General features: G+C 64.8%; 19 protein-coding genes. 4 read left to right on the forward strand and 15 right to left on the reverse strand.

Annotation, left to right across the window (positions count from 1 at the left end; translation table 11 throughout):
- Positions 1–154 precede the first annotated feature (154 nt).
- From ELQ90_RS16475 to ELQ90_RS00765, 9 genes are all read right to left on the reverse strand, one after another.
- Entirely contained in the window at positions 155–325 is a 171-nt protein-coding gene (locus ELQ90_RS16475) for a hypothetical protein (protein ID WP_166408742.1), read from the reverse strand.
- Between the two features lie 712 nt (positions 326–1,037).
- Positions 1,038–1,190 (reverse strand): hypothetical protein, encoded by a 153-nt coding sequence (locus ELQ90_RS16480; protein WP_166408744.1) that lies wholly within the window; start codon positions 1,188–1,190, stop codon positions 1,038–1,040.
- A gap of 28 nt (positions 1,191–1,218) precedes the next feature.
- The gene (locus ELQ90_RS00735) at positions 1,219–1,419 is read right to left on the reverse strand and encodes an ABC transporter permease family protein (RefSeq protein ID WP_243695944.1); all 201 of its coding nucleotides are present in this window, start codon (positions 1,417–1,419) and stop codon (positions 1,219–1,221) included.
- Positions 1,420–1,600: 181 nt separating this feature from the next.
- The gene (locus tag ELQ90_RS00740; protein WP_128493361.1) at positions 1,601–4,645 is read right to left on the reverse strand and encodes a type I restriction endonuclease subunit R; all 3,045 of its coding nucleotides are present in this window, start codon (positions 4,643–4,645) and stop codon (positions 1,601–1,603) included.
- Positions 4,642–5,811: a restriction endonuclease subunit S gene (locus ELQ90_RS00745; protein ID WP_128493362.1), complete on the reverse strand. Its 1,170-nt coding sequence runs from the start codon at positions 5,809–5,811 to the stop codon at positions 4,642–4,644. The genes ELQ90_RS00740 and ELQ90_RS00745 overlap by 4 nt, the downstream gene beginning before the upstream one ends.
- 65 nt (positions 5,812–5,876) lie before the next feature.
- A complete protein-coding gene (locus ELQ90_RS00750; RefSeq protein WP_128493363.1) occupies positions 5,877–7,445 on the reverse strand; it encodes a type I restriction-modification system subunit M in 1,569 nt (522 codons plus the stop codon).
- 157 nt (positions 7,446–7,602) lie between these two features.
- A complete protein-coding gene (locus tag ELQ90_RS00755) occupies positions 7,603–8,136 on the reverse strand; it encodes a hypothetical protein (protein WP_128493364.1) in 534 nt (177 codons plus the stop codon).
- 19 nt (positions 8,137–8,155) lie between these two features.
- Positions 8,156–9,142, reverse strand: coding sequence for a hypothetical protein (locus ELQ90_RS00760; protein ID WP_128493365.1), 987 nt, complete (start codon positions 9,140–9,142; stop codon positions 8,156–8,158).
- 326 nt (positions 9,143–9,468) lie between these two features.
- The gene (locus tag ELQ90_RS00765; RefSeq protein WP_128493366.1) at positions 9,469–10,833 is read right to left on the reverse strand and encodes an ROK family protein; all 1,365 of its coding nucleotides are present in this window, start codon (positions 10,831–10,833) and stop codon (positions 9,469–9,471) included.
- 81 nt (positions 10,834–10,914) lie between these two features.
- Here ELQ90_RS00765 and ELQ90_RS00770 point away from each other — a divergent pair, with 81 nt between their 5' ends.
- The 4 genes from ELQ90_RS00770 to ELQ90_RS00785 all read left to right on the forward strand — a co-directional run bounded on the left by ELQ90_RS00770 (position 10,915) and on the right by ELQ90_RS00785 (position 15,852).
- Positions 10,915–12,210, forward strand: coding sequence for an ABC transporter substrate-binding protein (locus tag ELQ90_RS00770; RefSeq protein ID WP_128493367.1), 1,296 nt, complete (start codon positions 10,915–10,917; stop codon positions 12,208–12,210).
- The gene (locus ELQ90_RS00775; RefSeq protein WP_128493368.1) at positions 12,210–13,124 is read left to right on the forward strand and encodes a carbohydrate ABC transporter permease; all 915 of its coding nucleotides are present in this window, start codon (positions 12,210–12,212) and stop codon (positions 13,122–13,124) included. The genes ELQ90_RS00770 and ELQ90_RS00775 overlap by 1 nt, the downstream gene beginning before the upstream one ends.
- On the forward strand, positions 13,124–14,053 hold the full coding sequence (locus ELQ90_RS00780) for a carbohydrate ABC transporter permease (protein WP_128493369.1): 930 nt from the start codon (positions 13,124–13,126) through the stop codon (positions 14,051–14,053). Before ELQ90_RS00775 ends, ELQ90_RS00780 begins: the two co-directional genes overlap by 1 nt.
- Positions 14,054–14,169: 116 nt before the next feature.
- Positions 14,170–15,852, forward strand: a complete 1,683-nt coding sequence (locus ELQ90_RS00785; protein WP_128493370.1) for a glycoside hydrolase family 13 protein — start codon at positions 14,170–14,172, stop codon at positions 15,850–15,852.
- Between the two features lie 142 nt (positions 15,853–15,994).
- On the opposite strand, the gene ELQ90_RS00790 is transcribed toward ELQ90_RS00785, so the two are convergent.
- From ELQ90_RS00790 to ELQ90_RS00815, 6 genes are all read right to left on the reverse strand, one after another.
- Entirely contained in the window at positions 15,995–16,567 is a 573-nt protein-coding gene (locus ELQ90_RS00790) for a hypothetical protein (RefSeq protein WP_128493371.1), read from the reverse strand.
- Between the two features lie 284 nt (positions 16,568–16,851).
- A complete protein-coding gene (locus ELQ90_RS00795; protein WP_128493372.1) occupies positions 16,852–17,763 on the reverse strand; it encodes an alcohol dehydrogenase catalytic domain-containing protein in 912 nt (303 codons plus the stop codon).
- Between the two features lie 114 nt (positions 17,764–17,877).
- A complete protein-coding gene (locus ELQ90_RS00800) occupies positions 17,878–18,729 on the reverse strand; it encodes an alpha/beta fold hydrolase (protein ID WP_128493373.1) in 852 nt (283 codons plus the stop codon).
- An 85-nt stretch (positions 18,730–18,814) separates the two neighbouring features.
- On the reverse strand, positions 18,815–19,666 hold the full coding sequence (locus ELQ90_RS00805; protein WP_128493374.1) for an enoyl-CoA hydratase/isomerase family protein: 852 nt from the start codon (positions 19,664–19,666) through the stop codon (positions 18,815–18,817).
- The gene (locus tag ELQ90_RS00810; RefSeq protein WP_128493375.1) at positions 19,663–20,397 is read right to left on the reverse strand and encodes an alpha/beta fold hydrolase; all 735 of its coding nucleotides are present in this window, start codon (positions 20,395–20,397) and stop codon (positions 19,663–19,665) included. The genes ELQ90_RS00805 and ELQ90_RS00810 overlap by 4 nt, the downstream gene beginning before the upstream one ends.
- Before the next feature lie 140 nt (positions 20,398–20,537).
- Positions 20,538–21,092 carry a TetR/AcrR family transcriptional regulator gene (locus tag ELQ90_RS00815; RefSeq protein WP_166408748.1) on the reverse strand — a complete coding sequence of 185 codons (555 nt, stop codon included), beginning with the start codon at positions 21,090–21,092 and terminating at the stop codon, positions 20,538–20,540.
- Positions 21,093–21,150: the final 58 nt, after the last annotated feature.

A 21,150-nucleotide genomic window follows, 5' to 3' on the forward strand; every position in this document is an offset into this window, starting at 1 on the left:
CCGGCCCCCGAGCCCGATTCCGGTCGCCGAGGCCACCACCGGTCGCTGGGCTTGTCGAAGCGTCTCACCTCGAAGGGGCACCGCGCTTCGACAAGCCCAGCGACCGTGTTTCTGCAGACTGAGGGAGCGCACTTCGACGGGCTCAGCGACCGTATTAGTCGCCCTTGCCGAACTTCGTGTCGGGCTGGTCGTAGAGGAACTCCTCGATCGTGATGCCGCGGCGCTTCGCGATCGCCTCCGTCACGACGTGGGTCGCGATCGCCTCGGCGATGACACGCTCGAAGCCGGTGCTGCCCTCGGGCACACGCAGCACGTGCGTTCTCATGGTCGAGTTCCCGCACATCGTCATCGGAGCCCGCGGACACGACGAGCACCTTCACGCCCGCCTCCGCTTGCGACGGCACGACGCCGAGGCCGCGCCCGTCGTCGAAGAGCACGAGACCCGTTCCCGCGCGGCCCGGCTCCATGGGACCGTGCAGGTACTGGAAGGTCTCGCAGCCCGCGGTCGGAAGCCGCAGCGCCTCACGGAACACGAGCGCGCCCTGCGCCGCCGACGTGAACGAGACGCCGAGACCCGCGAAGTCGACGCTCTGCACGCCGTCGAAGAACTCGGCGAGCGCCTCGGCCTCCGGGCGGAACCGCTCGAGCATGTCGGCGACGAGGTCCGCCACCGTCGACTCGTCGATCGAGACGGCGGGGAGACCCGCGGCGCGCAGGAGAGCCGAGTAGGCGGCGAGCGTGCCGATGTGGCCTGCCGTGTAGACGGGCGAATCCGTGATGCCGCCAAGGGAGACGATCGTGTCGGCGACCTCGCCCACCTCCGCCTCGGGGTAGTGCGTGATCGCGATGCGGCGGCCCCGGGGGAACCGGCGCGCCACCTCGATCGGTTCCGGGCTCCGACCGGACTCGGTGACGATGACGATGTGGTCGCCCGGCGCGAAGCCCTCCGGCGCGTCGAAGAGGTCGGACGCGGTCACGTTGACGCCGCGCACCGCCTGAGCGGTGAGCGCCCACACGAGCGCGTTGGCCGAGTGGCTCTACGCCCCCATCGAGACGAGGGCGACCGTCTCGCCCGGCTTCCACGGCCCGATCGACGCGCCGGCGACGGACTCGCGGATGCTCTCGACGGCCGCGCGGAGGAGCTCCGACTGCTTCCAGACGGTCGTGGAGAACGTCTCTCGGTTCTGCATGTGTTTCCTTTCGTGGGGGTGGAGAGGGTCAGCCCTTGACGGCGCCGGCGGCGAGGCCGCTGACCACCTGGCGCTGGAAGATCAAAACGATCACCACGGGCGGGATCGACGCGATGAGGCCGCCCGCCGCGACGAGACCGAAGTCCGTCGTGTATCGACCGGCGAACTCGGCGATCGCGACGGGCAGGGTCTTCGCGGCGTCGGTCGAGGTGAAGATGAGCGCGTACATGAACTCGTCCCACGCGAGGAATGGATGGAGCGGGGTTTGACTCCTACGTCTTCGGGCCGCGCAATCCGGTGTAACTTCGGAGCGCACGAGTTCGGTGAAGATCCGAGCGCCATTCGCTGGACCGTTACCTTCCCCCGTTGGAGCCAGCGAACCGTGCGGACAGCCCCACGGAGCCGGAACCTCAGACCATCCGCTCGCCAGCACCGAGCTCGAAGAAGCGCTCGAAGAACGCCCCTAACCGGGTGAGTACGCGCTGCTTCTTTTCGCCGTGACCACCCTCGGCGGAGAAGCGTGACACCGGCGGCAGCACCTTTGTGATGGCCGTTCCGCCGGCACGGAGCTGACCGTCGCGGAACGCGGTCCGGACGAAGTCACGGGTCTCCTCCGGGCGGAGGCTCTCGTCATCGATGATGGCATCGAGTTCCGCCTCGCGTTTCGCCGCGATGAACGCCTGCCACTCCCGGTCGATCTCGCCATCGACAGACAGTGAGTCGACGAAGTCCTCGATGAGGTCTTTCTTGTTTCGCAGGCTCGGGCTGGCGTCAACCGCGCGGGTGATTTCGGCGCGGATTTCTTTGTCGTCGCCGTCGCCACGCTCGGCGCGATACCTCTGCACGAGCATCAAGATGTAATCGACGTTGATCTCGACCTGTTTGATGAGCTCGATCTCGAAGACGACGTCGTCGTTGATGGTCTCCCTATCCGCGTCCTTGTCCTTCCGGAAGTCGGCGTAGAGGTCAAGGTAGACGCTGCGATAGTCCTGGCTCTGTCGGGCGCTGAGGATCTCGTGGCCAGTAAATTCGTCAAAGGACGTGAGGATGTTCTGCAGCCGGAGAATGGCGCCGAACAGTGCGATGAATTGCTTCTGCGCCGACTCTCCCGTGATCGGCGCTCCGAGCGGGAAGAGGGTGAGCAGCTCGGTGACCTTCTCGGCATAGTCGCCGTAGTACTCCACGTACGGCTTCAGCAGCACGACCCCCCTCGCGTCCTTATTGCCAAAGAGCGCGAGTGCGTCGTTCGTCTCGTCTTCGAGGTCGCGGAAGCTGACGATGTTGCCGTACGTCTTCACGGAGTTGAGGATGCGGTTCGTACGCGAGTACGCCTGGATGAGGCCGTGGGCCCGGAGGTTCTTATCGACGAACATCGTGTTTAGCGTGGTGGCATCGAACCCCGTAAGGAACATGTTGACGACGATGACGAGGTCGATCTCGCGCTGCTTGAGCCTTAGCGAGAGGTCTTTGTAGTAGTTCTGGAAGCGGTCAGCGGAGGTGTCGAACGACGTGCCGAACATGTCGTTGTACTCCTGGATGGCTTCCTCGAGGAACGTGCGCGCGTCGATGGGGAGCGCCCCCACGTCGAAGCCCTCTTCCTCGAGCCCGCCGTCCTCGACCGCGTCGTTGGCGCCATAGGAGTAGATAATGCCGACCTTGAGCTGCTTGTCGGAGGGCAAGTCCCGTTGCTGCGATTGGAAGGTGCCGTAGTAAGCGCGCGCCGCCTTGATGCTCGCGGTGGCGAAGAGGGCGTTGAAGCCGCGGACCCGTCGCTCGCCGAGCGTGTAGTGCTGGGCGCGCTTCGTCTTCTGGTCAAAGTGCTCGCGGATATACGCGACGACGTCGGCGACTCTCTTGTCGGCGAGAAGCGCCGCTTCTGTGTCGATGGCGGGGACTTGTTTGTCGATGACGTTGCCGACCTTGACGGTGTTCACGTAGTCGATACGGAACGGCAGGACGTTCTTGTCGGTGATCGCATCGACGATCGTGTACGTGTGCAGCTTGTCCCCGAAGGCCTGCTGGGTGGTTTTCAGCTGCGGGTTGCCTCCGCTTCCGGAGTTCGCGGCGAAGATCGGCGTGCCGGTGAAGCCGAACAGGTTGTATCGCTTGAAGGATTTGGTGATCGCCGTGTGCATGTCACCGAATTGCGACCGGTGGCACTCGTCGAAGATGAGCACGATGTGCCCGTCATAGATCGCGTGCCCCTTGTTAGCGGCGATGAATGTCGACAGCTTCTGGATGGTCGTGATGATGATGCGAGCGGCCGGGTCCTCGAGCTGCTTCTTGAGCACCGCGGTGGAGGTGTTCGAGTTGGCGGCGCCCTTCTCGAAGCGGTCGTACTCCCGCATGGTCTGGTAGTCGAGGTCCTTGCGGTCCACGACGAACAGCACCTTATCGACGCTTGGTAGCTTCGACGCGAGCTGGGCGGCCTTGAAAGAAGTGAGGGTCTTGCCCGATCCGGTGGTGTGCCACACATACCCGCCCGCGGCGAGGCTGCCGAGCTGCTTGTGGTTGGTGGAGATATCGATTCGCTGCAGGATCCGCTCGGTTGCGACGATCTGGTACGGCCGCATGACAAGAAGCATCCGGTCGGCGGTGAGCACGCAATACCTCGTGAGGATGTTGAGCAGAGCGTGTTTGGCGAAGAACGTCCTCGCGAAAGCCGGCAGGTCCTGGATGGGCTTGTTCTGCGCGTCCGCCCACCACGACGTGAACTCGAACGAGTTCGAGGTTTTACGCACCCGCTTTGAACCGGTGGTCTCGCTGAGGTGCTGACGGCGCGTGGTGTTCGAGTAGTACTTCGTCAGCGTGCCGTTCGAGATGACGAAGAGCTGCACGTACTCGAAGAGCCCGGACCCCGCCCAGAAGCTGTCACGCTGATAGCGGTCGATCTGGTTAAACGCCTCGCGGATGTCGACGCCGCGGCGCTTCAGCTCGATGTGGACCATTGGCAGCCCGTTGACGAGCACGGTCACGTCATACCGATTGGCCCGGGCGGATTCGCCCTCCCCCGCGGCGATCTCGTACTGATTGATGACCTGGAGGCGGTTGTTGTGGATGTTCTGCTTGTCGATCAGCAGGATGTTCTTGGTCGATCCGTCGTCGCGCTTGAGCAGCTGAACGTGGTCATCTTGGATGCGCACCGTCTTCTCGGCGATGCCCTCGTTGGCTCCGGCGATTCGTTCAGCGAAGAACTGCCTCCACTCGGTGTTGGAGAAGGACACCGAGTTGAGAGTTTCCAGCTTCGCGCGAAGGTTAGCCGTGAGCTGCGCCTCGGACGCGATCGGCAGGTACTCGTACGCCTGCGACTGCAGCAGACCGATTAGCTCGCGTTCGAGCTCCGCCTCGGACTGATACGACGTCTCGGCTTTCGCGCTGGGCACGTACTCTGCGACGACGGTGCTCTCGTTCGACACCGCAATGGCGTCGTATGCCCGCCCACTCAAATCGCTCACGCTGGCGCCTGTTCGAACGTGAGTAGCTTGTCGCGGTGATACTCATACTGCTTGCGGCGGGCGGCGTGTTCAGCCCTGAGGCTGGCGGTGAGGTGGCGTGTTAGCTCATGGAGCTGGTCGAGGGTTCGCGCGACACGCTCCTGCTCGTCCGGTGGGGGGAGCGGAACCAGGACCTTCGACAAACGGCTTTTTGAGACGTTGATGCGTGTGACCCCGCTCGCAGTCTTGACGAGCTGAGCCCGCATGGTGGGCGCACGGAACAAATGCTTCGCGAACTCGGGTTTGAGTAGGCCGATATCGAACGGCCGAAACCCGATACAGAAACTGTTTAGGTACAAGGGCGCGGTGAGCCTTCGCGTGACTACTGACGTCATTCCAACCTCCTCGACCGATTCGGAGGAGCCGGTAAACAGGACGTCCCCATACGCCAGCAATCGTTGCCTTTCCGCCTCGCCGACCCGCACAAAATCCATTGCGTCGACGTCGAGAGCAATGTTGCTAAAGACATTCTTGTACGAGGCGTACCTCGCATTGCCGTGAGAGAAATCAGCTTTACTCTTGCCAACAAGCCCGCCGAAAATCGTTCCAAGGTCACCCAACGGTTCCCGTCTGGTGTCCGCTGTGAACGAGAGGAGCGAGTTCCGGTGGTACTCGTATTGACGACTACGAGCGTCTAACTCCGCGTCAAGTTCTGCTCGAACATTCGCGTCCCTCTCGGTGAGCCGGTCTAGCACTCGCACGATCTCTCGCTGAACCTCGAGAGGGGGCACAGGGATCACCAGCTCCTCGAACCGCTTGCGCGAAACGTAGGCGATGGTGCCAGTTGTCGCAGCGCTTCGAAGCTCGTCCGTTTTCGTGAACATCAAATGGAGCAAGAAGCGATTCAGCACCCTCGGCCCGCACACGAGGCCTATGAACGTCTGGTTCGTCACTAATGGCCGCGTCGCTATGGCGTAGGTTCCGAGCGAAGCGCTACAAGAAGCCACGACAGTACCTGCGGGCATGACCTTCAGGTTCATGTCCCGAATGACGTCTTCGGAGACAGCAAGGCCGCTCTTGGACCCGTTCATCTCCATTCCCGTGATGTCTTCGATTCGACACCACGGTGTATCTCCGCAAAAATTTTTCGGGCGGTCGCGCATAGGAACGATGAAGTCGGAGAGCACTTCCTTGAGCGCTAGATGCGGCACCCCCTTCGGACATAGACGTGCGACGAGATCACGCAATTCAGTCACTTCGCGCTCTCCAGATCCGCGATGATCTCGTCGATCGACGCGCGGAGCTCTTGTTGGCGGGCGACTATTCGCGCGATCTCCGCATTCAGCTCGGTGATGTCGATGACCTCGCGCGTGTCTTCCTGCTCGACATAGGACCGCACCGCGATGTTGTAGTCATTCGCCGCGATGTCGTCGTTCACCACCAGTCGCGCCACATGGTCGACGCTCTCGCGCGCAGTGAAGGTGTCGAGGATGTGCTTCTGATTTCCGTCGACGAGCTTGTTCTTGTTCCCGACGCGGGTGAACTCCGCCGATGCGTCAATGAAGAGCACGGCGTTATCGTTCTTCGACTTCTTGAGCACAATGATGCAGGTGGCGATCGTCGTTCCGAAGAACAGATCCGGCGGCAGCTGGATGACCGCATCCACGTAGTTGTTGTCGATGAGGTACTTGCGGATCTTCTGCTCCGCTCCACCGCGATAGAGCACGCCTGGGAACTCGACAATCGCGGCGGTGCCGTTAACCGCCAGCCACGACAGAATGTGCATTGTGAAGGCGAGATCAGCCTTCGACTTCGGTGCGAGCACGCCGGCGGGAGCGAAGCGCGGATCGTTGATGAGAAACGGATTCGCGTCGCCCTCCCACTTGATCGAGTACGGCGGATTCGAGACGATCGCCTCGAAGGGCTCGTCGTCCCAGTGAGCAGGCTCCGCGAGGGTGTCACCGTGCGCGAGGTTGAACTTTTCGTAGTTCACGTCATGCAGGAACATGTTGATTCGCGCGAGGTTGTACGTGTTCAGGTTGATCTCCTGGCCGTAGAACCCTTGCCGGACGTTCTCCTTCCCGAGCACCTTTGCGAACTTGAGAAGCAGCGAGCCGGAGCCGACCGCCGGATCGTAGACCTTGTTCACCTCTGTTTTGCCGACAACCGTGATTCGAGCGAGGAGCTCGGAGACCTCCTGCGGCGTGTAGTACTCGCCGCCAGACTTGCCGGCGCTCGACGCATACATCTGCATGAGGTACTCGTAGGCGTCGCCGAAGAGGTCGATCGAGTTGTCCTCGAAGTTGCCGAGCGGCAGGTCTCCGATCGCGTCGAGCAGCTTTACAAGCTTTTCGTTGCGCTTCGCCACGGTGTTGCCGAGCTTTGAGCTGTTCACGTCGAGATCGTCAAAGAGACCCTTGAGGTCGTCTTCCGCGTCCGTCCCAACGGCGGAACCCTCGACGTTCTTGAACACCCGAGCGAGCGTCTCGTTCAGGTTTTCGTCCTGGGATGCGCGGCGCCGAACGTTCTGGAACAGCTCGGACGGAAGGATGTAGAAGCCCTTTTCCTCCACCGTCGTCTGACGCCCGAACTCCGCGTCGGAATCGTCCAACCGGGCATAGTCGAACGCGGATTCGCCAGCCTCGCGCTCGCTCCTATTGATGTACGCGGCGAGGTTCTCGGAGATGAAGCGGTAGAACAGCATCCCGAGCACGTATGACTTGAAGTCCCATCCGTCGACCGATCCACGCAGGTCGTTCGCGATGCGCCAAATCGTCTTGTGCAGCTCGGCGCGCTGCCCTTCTTTAGTACTCGGTGACATTCGCTTCTTTCTGGGGTCATGCGATTGTGATGCTCGTGCGTTCCCTCGGCTTCTCAGACTAGGCCCGCCGCGGATAGCCCCCGGAGCGCTTCGCGTGGGCGTGAGAGCTGAGGGACGGGGCGAAGGCGACGCCGTGTGAGACGCTCAGCACGTTGAATCAAGCTCGCGGCATCCAATAGGTCGCGGCATACAACCGAAACACGGACTGCGCCAGGAGTAGAACCTGATAGACGGTCAAACCAACCGACAACGCCTGTATGACAGTGCTCGTGAGTTCCAGTTCGACGACACCGAACCAAAGGGCGAGGCGGTCGGGTATGACGAGCTGGATCACGGCCAATCCTGTAGCCAGAATTCCCACCAGCACAGTCCAGAACAACTGAGTAGTGAGGCGGTAGACATGCCAGCGCTCATCCGTGGCCGAGAATCTTGCGTCGGCTTTCATATTGATGGCACGTGGCCAGAAGAACATTGCCATCGTCACGCTAAGGGCAGTGAAGACGGCGTTAGCTGCCAAGATTGAAGCGCCCGGGTCTCGTGTTGGAGCGGTGAAGCCGAAGGCAAGTCCGACGAGCCCGGAGAGCACCAGCCATACCAACTGAAGCCAGGCAAGCCCCGGCCGCGCAATGCTTGGCGGCGCGAGGGAGTAGAACTGTTCTCGCGCAATCTGAAGTACTGAAACGCCATTCAATCGCGTCGGCCTCCGCCCCTCACTTGAAGGAACTCAGTATGGCCGTAGCCACTGACTTCAGACCGGGCAGCGCAGACTCGACGTCAGAAAGAAAATCTGCACAGGCAACTGCGAACTCTCGCTGGCTCGGCCGCTTGGCTCGAGAGATCCCTGCACCCTGAGGGCCTACCGGGTAGACGAGCGTCGGCGCCTTGTCATCAGTGGCGAGACCAAATGATCGTTGACGCCCATTGGGCGTCTGGAATGAAACCTGTGCTCGCCAACCATCGCGCATAACAGAGTTCGGCGTAGAGGTTTTTCGGACCAATGGCAAGTCAGTCAAGAACCCGAACACGGCCTTACGGTCGGGACCATTCTTTCCCATCAATCGACTTAGAGCCAAGCTACCTCTCGGCTTGACGACGAATCTTACGTCTGCGTGCACCCCGTTTACGTCCATCGCCTGAGTCGACCCGCCGGGCCGCGGCGCATCGAACCTGAGCTCGCGGACCATAACTTTAGAAGCCCAGCTTTCTAGCGCACTCCATTCGGCCACGGGCGCAAGCGAAACTGTGATGCGTGCATCAGACGTCGCCGCACGCAGGGCGGCCACCAGGACTTCTTCGAGATAAGAGAAGGCCGACGTGAGTCCCGCGCGCTCGTTGAGCCAGTAGACCTCGTGCGCATCTTTGGGGTAGACGAAGATTGCTCGAACAAAGGTGCCGTTGTGATCTTCCTCGCCATAAGGAATCCGACCACCGGTACTTTGGTGCAAGTTGCCCACCAGGCCGGCGCGACCCACCTCGAACTCAACGAACGTGAATTCACGATATTCAGTTATTTGCGTTACTCGTAGTGACCTGGATTCGTCCTCTGCATGGACCTTCAACCTGGCACTTTTCAAAGACTTCAGAGCGCCGTCGATAGCACTCCGGGCCGTTGCCCCCTTGCCATCGAGGTCATCGATCGGTTTCTTTTCGCCGCCCCGCGCATAACTTGGCTTGAACGAGAACGCATATGGATTCATTGAATAATTTGCCAAGGTTGGGCCTGATTGTCCTTACTCCGCGGTCGTCCACGTTCATAGTTGCGAGCCGCAGGCTGTAAGCATCCTCCAATGAGGTCGATCCGTGGATCACGGTGGCTTCGCTGATGGCCCGCCTGCTGAGGCTCTTTTGAACCGGCCATCGTCCGGGCCCTCACAATGAAGACAAGGCTCCGGGCCACAAGATACAACCAACGTTAGAGCGAACGTGTTCACCTCGTCGTTCCCCACTTCAGGTGAGATGCGTACCGGTTAACCGAGTGCAAGCACGCGAGGCCCTTCACTTCGTATCACGGGCGCAGAGCACGTCAAGAAGTGTGCGCCATGTCTATCCCCAAAGCGTTGCGGCGGACGTGGTCCATCGCGCTGGCGATGGCGCCCTGGGCGACGATGTCGGCGCCGAGTGCGGAGGCGACGAGTTCGGGTGGGTCGGCGTTCATGTAGGTGGTGAGCATCGCGGTCGTGAGGTCGAGGAGCGGGGGCATGGACGGGGCCAGAGCACCCGCGAAGACGATGCGCTCCACGTCGAGGAGGCCGCCGAGGATCGCTCCGATGCGGGCGAGGCGGTCGGCCATGCGATCCAGGAGCGTGAGGGCGTCGGGGTCGCCGGCGGCCGCCGCATCGAAGACGGTGGGGGCGTCGATGTCGTCCGCGGGGACCTGGGCGAGCGCACTGTCTGCGGCGAGCGCTCCGCTCTCGCGCGCCTGCCGGCCCCATTCGCGGAGCAGCGCGCCCACGCCGAGCGGGTCGCCGACGCCGTCGACGAGAGACAGCAAGTGGAGCTCACCGGCCTGGCCGCGGCCGCGGACGAGGTGGCCGTCGACGACGTAGCCGGCGCCGAGTCGCTCGCCCGCGACGATCGCGATGTAGGAGTGGGCGCCCACCCCGGCGCCCACGGCACCCTCGGCGAGCGCCGCGAGGTTGGCGTCGTTGTCGACGAGCACGGGGCACCCGCGACCGGTCAACCGCTCGGCGAGACGCGGGTTCATGCGCTGCCAGAAGACGTCGCGATCCGGGGAGGCACCGTTGACATCGACGGGGGCCGGCACGCCAACTGCGATGCAGAGGACACGGGTCCGCTCAGCCACCATTCCGTCAACAGACTCGATGTCGGCGGCCTCTGGATCTGAGACGGGCACAGTCGCACCGTCCCTCAACGCCTCATCGATCGCCGCGTCGATCGCCGCGATCCGCTCCTCCGCCTCGGCCTCCGGATCCACGACCCGCTGCGAGCGCGCCACTTCGGCCCCGCGCAGGTCGGTCACGACCGTCGACACGGAGTGCGCTCCCGCATCCACGCCCACGAGCAGCCCGGCCTCCGCCCGCAGCGCGTAGCGCCGCGCAGGCCGGCCCTTCCGGTACTCCGCCCCGGACTGCCGCGAGTCGTCGAGCTCCGTCAGCCACCCGAGCTCGATGAGCTCGTCGCACACCGCGATGGCGGTGGAGCGGGCGAGTCCGGTTGCCTGGATGACGTCGGTCGCCGTGAACGCAGCCGCCGACCAGGCGATGTCGAGGACGGCCCCGACGTTCGCCGTCCGGGGCGCGACCGTCGCGGCCCTGCTCGACATCGTGCGCATGATGGCCAAGAGTATCGCCGCGTCGACCCCCTCGACGCCACCGGCACCCCGACGGAGGATGGGATCGCCTCCGCGCTTGACCTCGACGATGAGCACTGGAAGAGTGGAGCACTGAGAGTTTATTCACTCACACTATTTATTGGCGATCCAACGACGGACGCCGACGGAAGGACAACGATGTCTAGACGGAAGACGGGGGCACTGAGGGCCGCCGCAGGAGCGTTGGGACTGGCCCTCGTGGGCGCGGCCCTCACCGGCTGCTCGAGCGGCGGCGCGGAGACCGTGCACTTCACGTTCAACAAGCGTGAGGCGATCACGTTCATGGAGCAGACGGTCGCCGACTACAACGCGTCCCAGAGCGACTACCGCGTCGTCATGGACACGTCGGGTGTCGACCCGATCTCCGCGAGCTTCGTCCGCGGCAATCCGCCGGACATCATGCTCGCCAACTACAACCACGAGGTCTCGCGCTTCGTGCAGCGCTGCGTGCTCGAGGACCTCTCCGAGACGGAACCCGCGTCGCGCATCCGCGACGACTTCCAGCCGCTGCTCGACCAGTTCGGCACGTGCCCGGGCCGCACCACCGCCCTGCCGTACTCGGTCATGGCCGCCTCGGTCATCTACAACAAGACGATCTTCGAGGAGAACGACCTCGAGGTCCCCACGACGTGGAGCGAGCTCATCGAGGTCGGCGACACGCTCAAGGCCAACGACATCGTCCCCTTCTACGGCACCTTCGCCGACGCGTGGACCGTCAACCAGGGCTGGTTCGACTACTCCGTCGGTGGTGCCATCGACGTGCAGTCCTTCTACGACAAGATGGCGGAGCAAGGCACCGAGGTCGGGCCGAACTCCGAAGTCTCCTTTCAGAAGGACTTCCTCGAGCCCATCGAGAAGATGCAGCTGCTCGCGAGCGAGTACACGCAGCCGAACGCGGGAAGCCGCGCCTACGACGTCGGCAACGTCGCCTTCGCGAACGGCGAGGCCGCGATGTACATGCAGGGCCCGTGGGCGCTCAGCCAGATCGAGCTGACGAACCCCGACCTCGAGATCGGCACCTTCCCGCTGCCGATGACCGAGGACCCCGCCGACCTCAAGGTCCGCGTCAACATGGACCTCGTCACGATGATCCCCGAAGAGGCATCGAACAAGGAGGGCGCCTTCGACTTCCTCGACTACCTGTTCCAGCCCGACATCATCCAGGCGTACAACGAATCCCAGCTCGGCTTCGTCCCGACCGAGGACGGCACCGCTCCCGACGACCCCCGCGTCGAGGGCATGATCCCCTACTACGACGCCGGCGCGTTCTATCAGGGCCCCGGAATCCTCAACCCGCGCGCCATCCCCACGGAGAACTATGCGCAGGCCTTGGCCCTCGGCACGAACGCCGAGAACCTGCTGCGCACCATGGACGCCGACTGGGCGCGGATCGCGTTCCGCCAACCGGCCATCTCGAGCGAGGAGGGCAACTGATGAGCGCCACGAGAAGCATCGTCACCGGTGGCGGCGGCGCCAAGACGCCCCGCAGCCGTAAGAAGGTCGAGCCGATCTACTACCTCTTCCTGTTCCCCGCCGTCATCCTGTTCACGCTCGCGATCACGGTTCCCGGGATCATCGGCATCTTCTTCAGCTTCACCGACTCGATCGGGATCGGTGAGTGGGAGTTCATCGGGTTCACGAACTACATCGCGGCGTTCAGCGACCCGGCGATCCTCACGAGCTTCCTCTTCACGTTCGGGTTCGCTCTCGTGACGGTGATCCTCGTGAACGTGATCGCATTCCTCCTCGCGGTGGGGCTCACGGCGAAGATCCGCTTCAAGATGGGCCTCCGGGCGATCTTCGTGATCCCCATGGTCGTCTCCGGCATCATCATCGCCTACGTCTTCGCGTTCCTCTTCCAGAACTCATTGCCGGCCGCCGGTTCGGCGCTCGGCATCCCGTTCCTCGAGACGAGCATCATCGCGAACCCCGACCTCGCGTGGGTGGGCATCGTGATCGTGACGGCGTGGCAGTCGATCCCCGGCACGCTCCTCATCTACATCGCGGGGATCCTGTCGATCCCCGGAGACGTGTACGAGGCGGCCTCCATCGACGGTGCGAACAAGCGCCAGCAGTTGCTGCGGATCACGCTCCCGCTCGTGGCGGGCTACGTGGTCATCAACGTGATCCTGGGCTTCAAGAACTACCTGAACGCCTACGACATCATCATCGGGCTCACGAACGGAGGTCCCGGCACCTCCACACGGAGCATCGCGATGACGATCATCCGGGGCTTCCAGACGGGCGACTACGCCTACCAGATGGCGACGGCGACGCTGTTCTTCATCATCACGATCATCATCGCCGTCCTGCAGCTCTCGGTGACGCGCGGAAGGAGCAACATCTGATGTCCACGATTCCCCTCACCCCCGGAAGAACCGCCAAGGAAGAGACCGCGACGACCGGCTCGACGCGCTCCATCACCACCGGCGGCGCGGGCGCGCCCACGAAAGGTCGGAAGAGCGGCAGCTGGTCGACGACGATCATCCTGTTCCTCTGCGCCGTGACCGTCCTCCTGCCGCTCTACGTCACCATCTCGATGGCGTTCAAGACCGGCCCGCAGTCGGTCGACGGCAACGCCTTCTCGCTCCCGGCCCCGTTCAGCATCGACGGCTTCGTCGAAGCGTGGCAGCTCACCCGGTTCCCCGTGGGCTTCGCGATGTCGTTCATCGTCACGGCGGGAACGGTGGTGGCGACGATCATCCTCGCGTCGTTCGCGTCCTACGCGATCATCCGCAACTGGGATCACCGGTTGTTCCGCTACTCCTTCTTCTACCTGCTCGGCGCGATGTTCATCCCGTTCCCCGTCGTCGCCCTGCCGCAGATCCAGCTCACCGGACGGTTTGGGCTCGACAACCCACTCGGCGTCATCATCCTCGCGACGATGTTCCAGTTGAGCTTCAGCGTGCTGCTGTTCACCGCGTTCCTCCGCTCCATCCCCATGGAGCTCGAGGAGAGCGCGCGGATCGACGGCGCGAGCACGTGGCAGACGTTCTGGCGCCTGATCTTCCCGCTGCTTGCCCCCATGAGCGCGACGGTCGGCATCTTCGCCTTCCTCTACGCGTGGAACGACTTCATGATGCCGTCGTTGATCATCTCCGACGCGGACATGCAGACGCTTCCCGTGCGGCAGAACCTGTTCCAGTCGCAGTTCAGCAGCAACTACAACGTCGCGTTCGCCTCGTACCTGATGGCGATGGCGCCGGCGATCATCGCCTACCTGTTCGCGCAGCGCTGGGTGATGGAGGGTGTCACGCAGGGCGCGCTCAAGGGCTGACACCTCACCACGATCCGACGGCCGTCGCGGCTTCCGCGGCGGCCGTCGGCACGACTCCATCAGACCGCCCACTCCACGGACCCACACACCCGCAGCCAGAGAAGGGCTTCCCCACCATGACCGATGTACTCCTCACCGAGTCCCGCCGCACCGACCCGGCCATCTGGTGGCGGCAGGCCGCCGTCTACCAGATCTACCCGCGCAGCTTCGCGGACGCGAACGGCGACGGTCTCGGCGACCTCCCCGGCATCGTCTCCCGCGCCGACTACCTCGCCGAGCTGGGGATCGACGCCGTGTGGCTGAGCCCGTTCTACCCGTCGGCCCTCGCGGACGGCGGCTACGACGTGGCCGACTACCGCGACGTCGACCCGCGGATCGGCACGCTCGAGGACTTCGACCGCATGGTCGCAGCCCTCCACGAACGCGGCATCCGCGTGATCGTCGACATCGTCCCCAACCACAGTTCGAACCTGCACCCGTGGTTCCAGGAGGCGCTCGCGGCCGGTCGCGGGTCCGCGGCGCGCGAGCGGTACATCTTCCGCGAGGGCGCGGGCGAGAACGGCGAGCAGCCGCCCACCGATTGGGGTGCGGCGTTCGGCGGCTCGGCGTGGGAGCGCGTCGAGGACGGCCAGTGGTACCTCCACAGCTTCGCCACCGAGCAGCCGGACTTCAACTGGGACCACCCCGAGGTGCGGGAGGACTTCCTGACGACCCTGCGGTTCTGGTCCGACCGGGGCGTCGACGGGTTCCGCATCGATGTCGCCCACATGCTCACGAAGGACCTCACCGAGCCGCTGCCGAGCCGGGCGGAGCTCGAGGGTCTGCCGCACGACGGCAACCATCCACTGAGCGATCGTGACGACGTGCACGAGATCTACGCCGAGTGGCGCCGCGTCTTCAACGAGTACGACCCGCCGCGCACCGGCGTCGCCGAGGCATGGGTGAGCAGCCCGGAGCGCCGTGCGCGCTACGCGTCGGCGGAGGGGCTCGGTCAGGCCTTCAACTTCGACCTGCTCGTCGCCGACTTCGACGCCGAGCAGTTCCGGACGATCATCGCGGACAACCTCGCGCAGTCGGCCGCGTCGGGTTCGTCGACCACGTGGGTGCTGTCGAACCACGACGTCACGCGGCATGCCACGCGTTACGGTCTCCCGGCGCTCGAGGGCAAGCCCGAGAAACAGGGCGTCGAGTGGGTGCGGGCCGGCGGCCCCGCCGACTGGGTCGATCGTGAGCGCGGGCTTCGTCGTGCGCGCGCCGCGAGCCTGCTCCTCCTGGCGCTTCCGGGAAGCGCGTACCTCTACCAGGGCGAGGAGCTCGGCCTGCAGGAGGTCGCGCAGATCCCGGCCGACCAGCGTCAGGACCCGGCGTTCTTCCGGGGCGGCGAGTTCGACGGCTTCGGCCGCGACGGCTGCCGCGTCCCGATCCCGTGGACGTCGACCGGTTCGTCGTTCGGGTTCGGGTCCGGTCCCGCGCACCTCCCGCAGCCGGAGTGGTTCGCGGAGTACGCCGTCGACGTCGAGTCGTCCGACCCCGCCTCGACGCTGTCGCTCTACCGCGAGGCGCTCCGCCTCCGCCGGGTCCTCCAGACGGAGGAGCAGCTCGAATGGGTCGAGACCGGCCGAGCCGACGTCGTCCGCTTCGCGCGCCCCAACGGCTGGAACGTCGTGACCAACTTCGGCACGGAGCCGTTCGACCTCGGGGCGGACGCCGCGAGCGTCGTGCTCGGCACGGTCGACGGCGGCGCCGTTCCCGGCGAGAGCACGGTGTGGATCGCCCCGTCGGGCATCCTGGGTCACTGACCCGTACCGGTCACTAAACCATCTCGGTCGCTGAGCTTGTCGAAGCGCCTCCAGCTCTCTGGAACGCGGCGCCCTTCGACAAGCTCAGGGACCGGAGTGGAGGCCGCAAGCGACCGGCGTGGAGGCCACGGGTGGGCCGGCGTCAAAGGATCTCGAACGAGTAGGTGCCGTCGGCCCAGCTGATCGTGGCGGTGTAGGTGTAGCCGACGTACTCGTCGATTGTCGTCTGCGTGACGGCCATGCACTCGAGTTCGCCGTCCGACAGCTCGGTGATCGCCACGGTCGACGTGTCGCCGTCGGGGAAGCAGACGCTCTCGAGGATGGGACCCTCGAGGTAGCCCTCGGCCACGAGCGCTTGGGCGTCCTCGTGCACCGCCTTCTCGAGCGCGAGGAGGATCGACTCCCGCCAGGTCTTCTCGTCGGCGAGCGCCGCCGCAGCGGCGAGACGCTCATCGGCGGCCTGCTCCTCGATCGCGGCGGCGGCGGCCTCCTCCGCGGCGACCGCGGCGATCTTCTCGTCGCGCGCCTCGGTGAGGGAGGCCGCGACGGCCGACTGTCCCGCGGCGAACAGTCCGACGCCCACGGCGCCGATCCCGCCATGGAAGAGGAGGCCGCCCACGAGCGCGGACACGACGACCGCGGCCGTGCGACCGCGTGAGGTCCGCTGTCGTGTGGGCGCGGCGGGAGGGGCGACGGGGTACTGAGGGTCGGTCATGGCCGTGCTTTCAAACGGGCGCGAGCGTCGGGCCCGAGCGAAGCTGAATGGATCGCTTCACCGTAGAGCCGGGGGTATCGCGTCATCGCTCCCCATTTCGGGTGGAGATGTGCGGATCATCGAATCCTCACCTCTGGTCTCCGCACCACGCCGGCGTACCGTGTCGGCATGAGCAGCACGTCCGCTCTCCGACGAGATCGATCCCCACACCACGGGAAGGGGTGCCTGCACGTGAAGCGCCTCGATGCTCTGGACCCGCCGACTCGGCCGTCGACGCTGCTGGGTCAGCGCTGTGTGACGACGACCTTGCCGCTACTACTCTCAGCGGTTCTGTGCGCGTCGATGATGTCGGCCAGGGGGAAATCGTGTCCGACTCGGGGCGTCCACAGACCGGCCTCTCCGAGTGCGGCCGCGTCCCGGAGGAGTACTGAGTCGTGGCGGGCGATGACACTCAGCGCGCCCAAACGGGCAGCTTCTTGAGCGCTGAGGACGGTGACGACTCGGTCGGCGTTCCCGACGATGGCCACGATGTCGGGCAGCGAGTCGGAGGGGGATGGCGCGGCGTGCAGTCCGGCGTCGACGCCGCTCGGTGCGAGGGCGGCGACTCGCTCCGCCAGCCCCGGGCCGTAGGTGGTCGGGAGGACGCCCATCCCCTCGAGGTAAGGGAAGCTGCTCCGGCTGCCCGTGCCGATGACGGTGGCTCCCGCGGTGAGCGCGAACGCTGCGGCTGCACTGCCCACTACTCCGGATGCACCCTCGACGAGCACCGTCAGGCCCTCCACGTCGCCGAGCGCTTCGATGGCTGTGGCGGCGGTAGCGCCCGCGAGGCCCGCCGCAGCGGCCTGCGTCGTTGTCCACTGTTCCGGCACGACGCTCCACGCGGTCAGAACGGCGAACTCTGCCGTTGTCCCGCTGACCCCACCATTGAGCCCGAAGACGACGTCACCGACCTCGGTGTCTGTCACGCCCGGGCCGACTTCGTCTACGACGCCGACCGCGTCCATGCCCGGCACGGCGGGGAGGTCCAGCGGCAGGACCTGCGCGAGGTGGCCGGCGCGGAGGAAGACGTCGATCTGGTTGACGCTCGTTGCGCGGACTGCGACGCGGATCGAGTTCTCGCCGGCGTGGGGCTCCGGTGCATCCTCGATGACGAGGACGTCGGGGGTCCCGTAGGAGTGGTATCGGGCAGCGCGCATGGTGGTTCGACTCTCTCTCGTGAGGCTCGACAGCGAAGGCGTGCCGAGGAAGGAGCAAGGAAGAGCACGGGGGTCACGCTTTCGCGCGACCCCCGTGCTCTTCCCTGGACAGTGCTACTTGGTGCCGTTCGCCGCGGCCTCGATGACCTTGGCGACCTTCTTCGGCTCCTTCACCATGGCGAGGTGTCCTGCCGTGACCTCGGTGACGGTGGATCCGGCGCGCTCAGCCATCTGCAGCTGGAGTGCGAGCGGGATGCTGGCGTCCTGTGTGCCTGCGACGTACCAGGACGGGAGCGTCTTCCACGCCTCGGCCGCTGAGGCCTTCTCGTTCACCGCGCTGAAGGTGATCGGGCGCTGCTTGGCGTAGAAGGATGCCTGTTCGGACTTGGAGAGGCCGTTGGCGAAACCAGGACCGAATGCGTCCTTCTTCAGGTAGAGATCGACGTCACCCTCGGGGGCGCCCGGGTACGGGATCGTGTCGAACAACTGGGTCGGGTCGACGGGGCCGGCGCTGTTCAGCAGGTCGAGCAGGCTCTCACCCTCGGCGGGCACGAAGGCGTCGACGTACACGAGACTCTTCACGTCCGGGTCGCTGAGGGCTGCTTCACTGATGACGGCTCCGCCGTAGGAGTGACCGACGAGGACCACCGGGCCGGTGGTGCGGGCGGCGAGGAACGATGCGAGGTACTCGGAGTCACCGCTGAGGGAACGGAGCGGGTTGGCGAAATCGAGGACCGGGTAGCCGTCCTTCGTGAGGATCTTCTCGACGGCGGTGAACGAACTGGCGTCGGTCCAGGCGCCGTGCACGATGACGACGGTCGGCTTGGCCTGCGGCCTGTGCCTGTCGGTGACGCTGTCGGCGTTCGCGGTACCCGCGAGGGCGACGCTTGCGACAGTAGCGATACCGGCGGCGATGGTGAGGATTCGACGTGTGGCACCCCGGAGGGTGCGAGCGGGCTTGTTCATGATCTTCTTTCTTGAGTGATGTTGCGGGGATTGTGCGACGGTCATTTGCCGCGGCTTATCTGGGTTTCTGACGAGGGGCGTACCGTCATGCCTCCTCTTGAGCGATCGTGGCGATCTGTCGACCGAGGTCGTATTCCAGCGGTCCGCGCTGTTGCATCCCGTTGTCCAGGAGGCGCCCCACGATCCCGGCGACTTCAGGGCGGGAGACTCCCGCCCAGTACGCGTCGGAGTGGAGCGGGTACTCGGCGTCGGGGAGACGGGTGTACTTGTCGATGAACGCTTTGATCTCCACGATCGCTTGGTGGTCCCACCCGGAGACGCGCCGTGCGAAAGCATTGACGAAGTCCTCGAACTCAGCGTCGGGTATGGCGCGATTGACGTATCCGTAGCGCTCCGCGAGCGCTCCGTCGAAGTCCTCGCCGCCGAGCAGGATCTCCATCGTGCGGCCCCGTCCGACGAGCGACGGCAGCCGACCGCTGGCGCCACCTCCGGTGACGGCCTTCAGTGCGATCTCCACTTGAGCGAGCTTCGCCTTCTCCAGGCTCGCGAAGCGCATGTCCATTGCGAGGACGAGTTCGCTGCCGGCACCCCGGGTGTTGCCCCGGATGGCCGCGATGGTGACGGCATTCAATTTGCTCATGCGCACCGTGATGTCGACCCAGGCGGTGTACCCGGTGGTGGTCGGCAGTGCCTCGGCGGCGTCGTTGTCGACTTCGACGTCGTAATGGGCGATGTAGAAGTCGGGGTCGGCGCTGTCGAAGACCACCACGTTGACCGTGTCATTGTGCTCGAGCTCGGTGAGGAGCTCTTTGAGCTCGCGCATCATCTCGAGCCCGATCACATTGATCGGTGGGTTATCGAAGGTCACTCGCCAGAAAGTCGGCGATTCGACGGTGAGTTTGAGCTGGGTGGGGTGGAAGTCGTCGAGGAAGCTCATGCGCGTTCTGCGACCGTCGCGGCGGCGAGGATGACGTCGGCGACCTCGCGGGGGTGGGTCACCATCGAGAGGTGACCTGTTTCCAGCTGCGTGACGGCCGATCCGGCACGCTCGGCCATCCGGAGCTGGAGAGCCAGCGGGATGCTGCCGTCGATCGTGCCCGCCACGTACCAGGAGGGAAGCTTCTCCCAGCCCTGGTTCGCAGCAGCCGGCGCGCCGACAGCGCTGAACGTGATCGGGCGCTGCTTGGCGTAGAACTCCGCCTGCAGTTCCTCGGAGAGTCCCGTTGCGAATGCGGGTTCGAACGGGCCGCGCTGGATGTAGAGGTCGACATCTCCCTCCGGAGCGCCGGGGTAGGGCGCCATGTCGAACAGCTGGGTCGGGTCGACGGGGCCGGCGCTGTTCAGCAGGTCGAGGAGGCTTTCTCCCTCAGTCGGAACGAAAGCGTTGACGTAGACGAGACCGGTCACGCTGGGAACGGCCGCGGCGGCTGCTCCGATGACCGCTCCACCGTAGGAGTGGCCCACGAGGATGACCGGGCCGCTGGTGCGGCTCTGCAGGAACGCGGCGAGGTAGTCGGCGTCGCCGCCGAGTGATCGCAGCGGGTTCGCGAACTCGAGGACGTCGTAGCCGCCCGTGGTGAGCAACTGCTGAACTCCCGCGAAGGAGCTTGCATCGGTCCATGCTCCGTGCACGATGACGATGGTGGGGTTGGTGGTGGTGTCGGTCATGATGACCCTCTCCGGTCTTTACCGGAGAGTCTCTCCGGTTATTAGAGAGAGCGCTCGAAGGGGGCAGGTAATTCCCGCTAGCCAAAAGTTTTTTGCCTGAGTTTCTGGCGAGTTGTTCGGGTGCCTCGTTGGGCGGGATTTCAGGAGTGAGCGTGCGGAGGGGTGAGGCCGTGGAGGACGATCGAGAGCATCGACCGCACCTGAGCCGGATCGAGCTTTGCCTGCTCGGCGCTCATGGCGACCCCCGTGACGAGCCGGATGACTTCGCCGGAGTCGACGGGGGCCACCACCACTCCCGCGTGGAAGGCGCGGTCGAACACCCGCCCATTCGCTTCGACGACGGCGGCATGGGCCGCACGCAAGGGCGAGTCCTCATCACTCTCGGTGGCCGCCATGGTGGACGCGAGTCCACGGTAGAGCCGTGCGCGCTCGACCAAGCGCATCAACCAGTCGAGGACGTCGTCCCAGCGATCGGTCGCCGTGGCGTCGGCGTCGGCTTCGACGTCGCTGACCCAGGTGAGGAGCAGCTCGCTGATGAGGTCCTCGCGCGTGGGAAAGTGCCGATACAGGGTACCGGGACCCACTCCCGCCCGCTTGGCGACGTTGTCGAGCGAGCACTCCGTGCCGCCCAGCTCGACCTCGACCCGGGCGGCCTCGAGAATGCGCGCCCGGTTCTTCAGCGCGTCTGCGCGCATACGCCGGGGTGGGTTCATGTCGGTAGAGATGTGGTCCGCCCTTCCCCTCGCAAGCCGC

Origin of the sequence: Labedella phragmitis (assembly GCF_004078635.1) — a bacterium.
Taxonomy (GTDB): Bacteria; Actinomycetota; Actinomycetes; order Actinomycetales; family Microbacteriaceae; genus Labedella; species Labedella phragmitis.